The sequence below is a fragment of the Pseudomonas sp. AGC41 genome, assembly GCF_057334555.1.
Map to the genome: position 1 here is coordinate 2,502 of NZ_JBHFJB010000116.1, position 7,142 is coordinate 9,643.

The window sequence follows — 7,142 nt, forward strand, 5'->3', positions numbered from 1 at the left end:
CGTCGGGGCTGCGCACCGCTCGCCAGGCCGACAGTGGCGCCAATACCTCGTGCCCGCTGACCAATGTGCTGCGGGTGCAGGGCGGCGAGGTGGCGCTGAGCAGCAGCTTCCTCGCCAGTTGCCCACTGGCGGTGGCCTTCGCGCTGTTCGAGCGCCATGCATTGCAGCCGGCGGCAATGGCCGCCTATGGCAAGCAAGTCACGCGGGTCGATCACTTGGGCAGTTTTGCCTGTCGCAACATGTACGGTCGTGAAAGCGGCGCGCGCAGCCAGCACGCCACCGCCAGCGCGTTGGACATCGCCGGGTTTCGCCTGGCCGATGGACGCGCAGTCAGCGTGCTCAGGGATTGGCCGAAGGACAACACCGATGCGCAGTTTTTACGACAGGTGCGCGATGGCGCCTGCGACATGTTCAGTGTGGTCTTGAGCCCGGATTACAACGCGGCGCACCGCAACCATTTTCATCTGGATGTGGGGCCTTGGTGGATTTGTCGTTGAGGAATCAGGCAGCGATGCGCAGGTTCTGCAGTACGATCGGACGCGCCCAGCGAGTATCGAAGTCCAGTTGTTTCTGCTGTGCCACCAGTTCCTCTTCCGGGAATGGAGGGAACGGCTTGTCCAACAGGTCGAGTTCGAATTCGGCAATCGGCAGCGGCAGTCGACGCGGCTGTGGTGCCGGGCCCGGCTCTGGCAACGGTTGACCGGCGGCGAGGACGATCGGGCGAACCCAGTTGCTCTCGAAGGTCTGCTGCTTTTGCTGTGCGACGATTTCTTCTGGCGGGAAGGGTGGGAACGGCTTGTCGAGCAAATCGAGTTCGAGCTCGGCGATCGGCAGGAACAATGGCTCGGGTGGCTTGACCTGGGTCTCCGTCACGTCGCAGGTGCGCTGGCTGACGATATGCTCCAGCAGCTCGGCGCCCAGGGTCGGTTCAACCGCTTCATCGAGGGCGACTGGCTGGTAGCTGCCGGGCGCCGGTGCGTTTTCACCCAACTGGTCGGCCAGGGCCCGGGCAAAAAAATCCTGCCACAGGTGACTGACGCCGCTCAGCGCTTGGGTGTTACGCAGGCTGTAATCGCCGTAAGGGGAGATAACGCCTATCGATGTGGATTGAATGACTGACATTTTTCTCGGTCGACGCTCAGCTCTGGCAAAATGCCGTTCACCGTTGTTATCGGCCGTTTTTGCCGATCCTTAATTTTTTGAGCAGGTTTTCATGATTGAGCAACCCGCGGCTTGCCGCATCCACGTCGAGGCTCTGGCCGCGGCGTTCCAGCCCCGCGCCGAGCAGTGGGCCGAACAGCTCGGCCTGCCGTTGCAGATGGATGACGGCGAGTTCGTCTTGCAGGTCGGCGAGCACGGGTTGCAATTGCAGCAGCTGGGTCCCGATGCGCCGGGACCGGTGCGGGTGGATTTCGTCGAGGGCGGCGCAGCCCACCGTCGTTTGTACGGCGGCGGCAGTGGCCAGATGATCGCCAAGGCAGTTGGTGTCGCCCAGGGTGTGCGTCCGCGAGTGCTGGATGCCACGGCGGGGTTGGGCAAGGATGCGTTCGTGCTGGCGAGCCTCGGTTGCGAGATGAGCCTGATCGAGCGCCAACCGTTGATTGGCGCTTTGCTGGAGGATGGCCTGGCTCGCGGTGCGGAAGATTTCGATGTGGCGCCGATTGTGGCGCGGATGCGCTTGCTCAAGGGCAATTCCATCGACGTGATGCGCAGCTGGCAAGGCGAGCCGCCCCAGGTGATCTACCTGGACCCGATGTTTCCCCATCGGGAGAAAACCGCGCTGGTGAAAAAAGAGATGCGCCTGTTCCGTCCGCTGGTGGGCGATGATACCGACGCCCCGGCGCTGCTTGCCGCCGCGCTGGCGTTGGCGACCCACCGGGTAGTGGTCAAGCGTCCGCGCAAGGCCCCCTGCATTGAAGGGCCGAAGCCGAGCCATGGGCTCGAAGGCAAATCCAGTCGGTACGATATCTATCCGAAGAAAGCGCTCAAGGCCTGAGAGCGGGGTGACTTCATTCGCGAGCAGGCTCGCTCCCACATTGGATCTGGGTACTTTCAACCCTGTGGGAGGGAGCTGTTCAGCAGAATCCATATTCACCCCAGTCCTCCTGTGGGAGCGAGCCTGCTCGCGAAGAGGCCCTTCCAGCTGGTGAAAAGTGACCGGTCGGACTAAGGCCGATAAGCCCGCACAAACAACCCCACCACTTCCTGCACATGCGCTTCGGCCGCTTCGGCGTCCTGCGGCCCGTCGCAGCCATACAACAACCTGAAGTTCGCCGCGCCCTTGATCAGGCAGAAGAAATGCTCGGCGGCGTTGCGCGGTTTGTCGATGCTCAGGGCGCCGCTCTGGTCGATCTTGGTCAGCAACCTTTCCATTCCGGAAAGCATTCGCTGCGGGCCGGCCTGGTAGAAGATGGTGGAAAGCTTCGGATCCTGGCTGCCCAGCGCCACCATCAGTCGATGCAAGTTCACCGATTCGTCGCTGTTGATCAGTTGGTTGAAGCCGCGGGCGATGTTCAGCAGCACATGTTCAATCGGAACACCGTCGGCCCATTCGAAGAAAAGTGGCGGCACCTGTTCCTCGCACTTGGCAATCACCGCAGCGGAAAACAGCGTTTCCTTGTCATTGAAGTGGCTGTAGACGGTCAGCTTCGAGACGCCGGCCTCGGTGGCCACGGCGTCCATGCTGGTACTGGCGTAGCCCAGGCTCAGGAACAGGCGTTTCGCGGCGTCGAGAATGGCCTGGCGCTTGGCCAGATCCTTGGGACGACCGGGGCCGCTGGAGGAGGCAGGATTGTTCGACATTATTCGCTTTTAATACTGGACTGGTGAGTTTGCTATTAATAACATACTCGCCAGTATAATTATTCCAAGCATCATTAGCGAAAGGTCCTCCACCATGTTCCGCTATGTCCTGCCCCTCGCCGTGCCAGTCAGCCTGGCTTTTTTATTGTCTGCGTGTGGTCATGAGGAGCCGACGCCGGTCGCCGTGCGCCCTGCGATGGTCGTCAAGCCGGAGCCTTCGGCCCAGGCAATGGACAGTTATCCCGGCGAAGTACGGGCGCGGTTCGAGCCGGAGCTGGCGTTTCGCATTGGTGGCAAAGTGAGCCGCCGACTGGTGGAAGAGGGCCAGCGGGTCAAGGCCAACCAGGCGCTGGCCGAACTCGACCCCGAGGATGTGCGCCTGCAACTGGAAGCGAGCCGGGCTCAGGTCGCCGCCGCCGAGGCCAACCTGAGCCTGGTGAAAGCCGAGCGTGACCGCTACAAGACCTTGATGGAGCGGCAGATGGTCAGCCGTTCCCAATACGACAACGCCGAGAATCTCTATCGCTCCGGCGCGGCGCGGGTCAAACAGATCAAGGCTGAATTCGACGTTGCCAGTAACCAGGCCAGCTATTCGGTGTTGCGTGCGCCTCAGAACGGCGTGGTGGCTCGGCGGGCGGTGGAAGTCGGTCAGGTGGTGTCGGCTGGACAGACCGTCTTCACCTTGGCCACCGACGGCGAGCGTGAAGTCCTGATCAGCCTGCCGGAGCAGGGATTTGGTCGGTTCAAGATCGGCCAGCCAGTGTCGGTAGAACTGTGGAGCCAGCCCGATCAGCGCTTCAGCGGGCGCATCCGCGAACTCTCGCCGGCCGCCGATCCGAAATCCCGTACCTTCGCCGCGCGCGTCGCCTTCACCGCTGGCAGCGTCCCGGCGGAGCTGGGCCAGAGCGCCCGGGTGTTTATCCAGACCGCGGAAAAGGCGCCGCTGTCGGTGCCATTATCGGCTCTCACCGCCGAGAACGGCGCCACCTTCGTCTGGGTGGTCAAACCGGACAACACGCTTAGCAAAGTCCCGGTGCGCGTCGGTGCCTTCGGAGAAAAGACCGTGCCGGTGCTTGAAGGCCTCAGTGCCAACGACTGGGTGGTGGCTGCTGGCGTGCATGTGCTTCTGGACGGCCAGCAGGTTCGGCCGGTGGATCGCTCCAATCGCGTGGTCAACCTGGCGGCCAAGGAGTAATCCCCGATGGGCTTCAATCTCTCCGAATGGGCGTTGCGTAACCGCCAGATCGTACTGTTCCTGATGCTCTTGCTGGCGATCGTCGGCGCGCTTTCCTACACCAAGCTGGGTCAGAGCGAAGACCCGCCGTTCACCTTCAAGGCCATGGTCATCCGCACCGTCTGGCCGGGGGCCACGGCGGAGGAAGTGTCGCGCCAGGTCACCGAGCGTATCGAAAAGAAGCTGATGGAAACCGGCGATTACGAAAAGATCGTCTCGTTTTCCCGCCCGGGTGAATCCCAGGTGACTTTCGCTGCCCGCGACTCCATGCATTCCAAGCAGATTCCCGAGTTGTGGTACCAGATCCGCAAGAAGATCGGCGATATCCGGCAGACCTTGCCGCCGGGTATCCAGGGACCGTTCTTCAACGATGAGTTCGGCACTACCTTCGGCAATATCTATGCGCTCACCGGCGACGGCTTCGATTATGGCGTGCTCAAGGATTACGCTGACCGTATCCAGATCCAGTTGCAGCGGGTCAAGGACGTGGGCAAGGTCGAGTTGGTCGGCCTGCAGGACGAGAAAATCTGGGTCGAGCTGTCGAACGTGAAGCTGGCGACTCTCGGCTTGCCCGTGGCGGCTGTCCAGCAGGCTCTGCAGGCGCAGAACGCGGTATCGACCGCCGGCTTCTTCGAGACCGGCAGCGAGCGATTGCAGCTCCGGGTCTCGGGGAATTTCCAGACCGTGGAAGAGATCCGTGATTTTCCGATCCGCGTGGCCGACCGGACCTTCCGGATCGGTGACGTGGCCGATGTCCGGCGCGGCTTCAATGACCCACCGGCCCCGCGCATGCGCTTCATGGCTGAAGACGCCATCGGCCTAGCCGTGGCGATGAAGGAGGGCGGTGACATCCTGATCCTTGGCAAGGCCCTCGAAGCCGAGTTTGCCCGCATCCAGAACACCCTGCCGGCGGGCATGCAACTGCGCAAGGTTTCCGACCAGCCGGCTGCGGTGAAGACCGGCGTCGGCGAGTTCGTCCAGGTGCTGATTGAAGCACTGACGATTGTCTTGCTGGTGAGCTTCTTCTCGTTGGGGCTACGTACCGGAATGGTGGTGGGGCTGGCGATTCCGCTGGTCTTGGCGATGACCTTCGCCGCGATGTATTACCTGGGCATCGGCTTGCACAAGATTTCCCTCGGCGCGTTGGTGTTGGCCCTGGGGCTGCTGGTGGATGACGCGATCATTGCGGTGGAGATGATGGCCATCAAGATGGAGCAGGGTTACGACCGGATCAAAGCGGCCAGTTTTGCCTGGACCAGCACGGCATTCCCAATGCTCACCGGTACCTTGATCACCGCGGCGGGGTTCCTGCCGATCGCCACCGCACAATCGGGCACCGGTGAGTACACCCGTTCGATTTTCCAGGTAGTGACCCTCGCACTGCTCGCTTCGTGGGTGGCCGCGGTGGTATTCGTGCCGTACCTCGGGGAAAAACTCCTGCCGGACCTGGCGAAGATTCACGCGGCCAGGCACGGCACCGCTGACGGCCAGCCGGACCCCTACGGCACGCCGTTCTATCAGCGAGTCCGGCGAACGGTGGAGTGGTGCGTGCGTCGACGTAAGACGGTGATCACCTTGACCGTGCTGTTGTTCGTCGGCTCGGTGATGCTGTTCCGTTTTGTCCCGCAGCAGTTTTTTCCGGCGTCGGGACGGCTGGAGCTGATGGTCGACCTGAAGCTGGCCGAAGGCGCTTCTCTGGTCAACACCGCGGAGCAGGTCAAGCGTCTTGAAGTGTTGCTCAAGAACCACGCCGGTATCGACAATTATGTGGCATACGTCGGCACCGGCTCACCACGCTTCTACTTGCCGCTGGATCAACAACTGCCGGCGCCGAGCTTCGCCCAGTTCGTCGTGCTGGCCAAGACCATCGAAGATCGCGAGCCCCTGCGCAGCTGGCTGATCAGCACATTGAACGAGCAGTTCCCGACCCTGCGCTCGCGTGTCACGCGCCTGGAAAACGGTCCGCCAGTGGGGTACCCGGTGCAGTTTCGCGTGACGGGCGAGCACATCGAAGAAGTTCGTGCCCTTGCTCGGAAAGTGGCGACAAAGGTTCGCGAAAACCCCTACGTCGCCAATGTCCACCTGGACTGGGAAGAGCCGAGCAAGGTGGTGTACCTCAACATCGATCAGGATCGCGCCCGCGCGTTGGGCGTCACCACCGCCAACCTGTCGAGCTTCCTGCAAAGCTCCCTCACCGGCTCCAGTGTCAGCCAATACCGGGAAGACAACGAGCTGATCGAGATCCTGCTGCGCGGCACCGTGCATGAGCGCACCGAGCTTTCGCTGTTGCCAAGCCTGGCGGTGCCTACCGACAACGGCACGAGCGTTGCCCTGTCGCAGATCGCGACGCTGGAATACGGCTTTGAAGAAGGGGTGATCTGGCACCGCAACCGTCTGCCCAGCGTGACCGTGCGGGCCGACATCTATGGCAAGGAGCAACCGGCGACGCTGGTGCAACAGATTTTCCCGACCCTGGACCCGATTCGCGCAGAGCTGCCGGACGGCTACCTGCTGGAAGTCGGGGGCACGGTGGAGGATTCAACCCGCGGGCAGAAATCGGTGAATGCGGGTGTGCCGCTGTTCATCGTGGTGGTGCTGACGCTGCTGATGCTGCAACTGCGCAGCTTCTCGCGCACGGCGATGGTGTTTCTCACCGCGCCGCTGGGGCTGATCGGCGTCACGCTGTTCCTGCTGGTGTTCCGCCAGCCGTTCGGTTTCGTCGCCATGCTCGGCACCATCGCGTTGTCCGGGATGATCATGCGCAATTCGGTGATCCTGGTGGACCAGATCGAACAGGACATCAAGGCGGGGCTCGCCCCCTGGCAGGCGATCATCGAAGCGACTGTGCGCCGTTTCCGGCCGATTGTGCTGACCGCACTGGCGGCGGTCCTGGCGATGATCCCGCTGTCGCGCAGCCTGTTCTTCGGGCCGATGGCAGTGGCTATCATGGGCGGCTTGATCGTGGCGACGGCCTTGACGCTGTTGTTCCTTCCGGCGTTGTATGCGGCGTGGTTCAGGGTCAGGAAAACCTGACGCAATTCTGATAGCACTGAGGATCAAATGTGGGAGCGAGCCTGCTCGCGAAAGCGTTGTAACAGCCTACAAA

General features: G+C 62.2%; 6 protein-coding genes. 4 read left to right on the forward strand and 2 right to left on the reverse strand.

Annotation, left to right across the window (positions count from 1 at the left end):
* Positions 1 to 497, forward strand: a 497-nt coding sequence (locus ACE04F_RS19565; RefSeq protein ID WP_486109242.1) for an extensin family protein, incomplete at its 5' end; no start/stop codon positions are given.
* Positions 498 to 501: 4 nt separating this feature from the next.
* Here the strand turns inward: ACE04F_RS19565 and ACE04F_RS19570 are convergent.
* Positions 502 to 1,122, reverse strand: a complete 621-nt coding sequence (locus ACE04F_RS19570; protein ID WP_486109243.1) for an energy transducer TonB — start codon at positions 1,120 to 1,122, stop codon at positions 502 to 504.
* A gap of 91 nt (positions 1,123 to 1,213) precedes the next feature.
* On the opposite strand from ACE04F_RS19570, the gene ACE04F_RS19575 reads away from it, so the two are divergent.
* Entirely contained in the window at positions 1,214 to 1,996 is a 783-nt protein-coding gene (locus tag ACE04F_RS19575; RefSeq protein ID WP_486109245.1) for a class I SAM-dependent methyltransferase, read from the forward strand.
* Between the two features lie 170 nt (positions 1,997 to 2,166).
* Here the strand turns inward: ACE04F_RS19575 and ACE04F_RS19580 are convergent, their stop codons facing one another.
* Positions 2,167 to 2,802 carry a TetR/AcrR family transcriptional regulator gene (locus tag ACE04F_RS19580; RefSeq protein WP_486109247.1) on the reverse strand — a complete coding sequence of 212 codons (636 nt, stop codon included), beginning with the start codon at positions 2,800 to 2,802 and terminating at the stop codon, positions 2,167 to 2,169.
* 94 nt (positions 2,803 to 2,896) lie between these two features.
* On the opposite strand from ACE04F_RS19580, the gene ACE04F_RS19585 reads away from it, so the two are divergent.
* Complete coding sequence (locus tag ACE04F_RS19585; RefSeq protein ID WP_486109249.1) at positions 2,897 to 3,997, forward strand: efflux RND transporter periplasmic adaptor subunit; 1,101 nt, start codon at positions 2,897 to 2,899, stop codon at positions 3,995 to 3,997.
* Between the two features lie 6 nt (positions 3,998 to 4,003).
* Entirely contained in the window at positions 4,004 to 7,069 is a 3,066-nt protein-coding gene (locus ACE04F_RS19590) for an efflux RND transporter permease subunit (protein WP_486109251.1), read from the forward strand.
* The last annotated feature ends 73 nt before the right edge of the window (positions 7,070 to 7,142 follow it).